Origin of the sequence: Okeania sp. SIO2F4 (genome assembly GCF_010672385.1) — a bacterium.
Taxonomy (GTDB): Bacteria; Cyanobacteriota; Cyanobacteriia; order Cyanobacteriales; family Microcoleaceae; genus Trichodesmium.
This window is the reverse complement of record NZ_JAAHGT010001489.1, coordinates 1-1,084: the sequence shown is the minus strand read 5'-3', so window position 1 is coordinate 1,084 and position 1,084 is coordinate 1. Positions and strand designations below refer to the sequence as shown.

Sequence of the window (1,084 nt, the reverse complement as noted above, 5' to 3'; positions counted from 1 at the left end):
CCTTTGTCCGTCAAATATTTGCTACAACCATTACTTTAGCAACTACAGCTCTCTTCACCACTGGAGATGCTGCTGCAATATCTATCAGCTCCACAGTTAAAGCTGACCCTAATACAGTGCCAACAACTGGCACTTCTCTACAAGATGGAGATTTTCGGCTTACTGGTTCGGCTGGTCGCTTAGGTGATGGACTCGATGACATAGCTTTTTGGGATTTTGATTTTAATGGAGACCCCAATGTAGATATTTTTAAGAATCTAATTGACTCAGGCTCTTCTTTGTTGTCAGCAAACCTTTCACTGACAATGACACCAATGAATTCCTTATCTACCGATACTACAGGTATAACCCGCCTTATCGGACCTGCTGTTTGGCTCCAAACTGTGTCCGATATTCCTGCTGTGGGAGAGACGGGCATACTTGAGATTGACCTTTTTAGTCCTTTAATTGGTCCTAACAACCTTCGATTTACTGCTGAGAAAATTTTATCGGCTTTCAACTCTGGCACTCCTAACAGTATCCCTTGGTTTTTTCAGGATGATGCTCGGATTTCTTCAGCAACTCTTGAGTTAGTAGTAGATTCTTCATCTTTAGAAGAAACTTCAATTCCTGAACCTAGTTCTATATTTGGTCTAGGGGTATTAGGTGTGGCTTTGTTGATCAAGCGGAAGCAAAGTGTTTGAGTCGGTTATTAGTTTAGGATTTACGCAAACAGGACTTATTTCTGTCATTACGAGCGACAGCGTTTGCGTAGCAGTCCGTCAGGATAGTAATCTCAAATCCTAATTTTTCGTAGCTCATGCGTAAGTCCTATATATTTTACAACTGCCTGAACACTACTTGATAAAATTTTCACAATTACTTTTGATTTATGTGAAAAATTATTAAGGAATAAATTATATACATCCGAATTTTGCACGATTTTTCTGTCTAGGGCTGATGTATAAATGTAGGCTTGTTCAAATCTAATTTTGCACGATTTTTCTGTCTAGGGCTGATGTATAAGTCGTTGTTGCCGCCGCTGCTGTCGCGCGATCCCTGGAGATCGACCTCGAAGTAGTACTTGAGCCAGGGCTGGTAGCCG

General features: G+C 41.0%; 1 protein-coding gene. It reads left to right on the top strand.

Annotated elements, in window-relative coordinates; translation table 11 throughout:
- On the top strand, positions 1-683 hold a 683-nt coding region (locus F6K22_RS41420; RefSeq protein WP_293111030.1), incomplete at its 5' end, for a PEP-CTERM sorting domain-containing protein.
- Positions 684-1,084 lie beyond the last annotated feature (401 nt).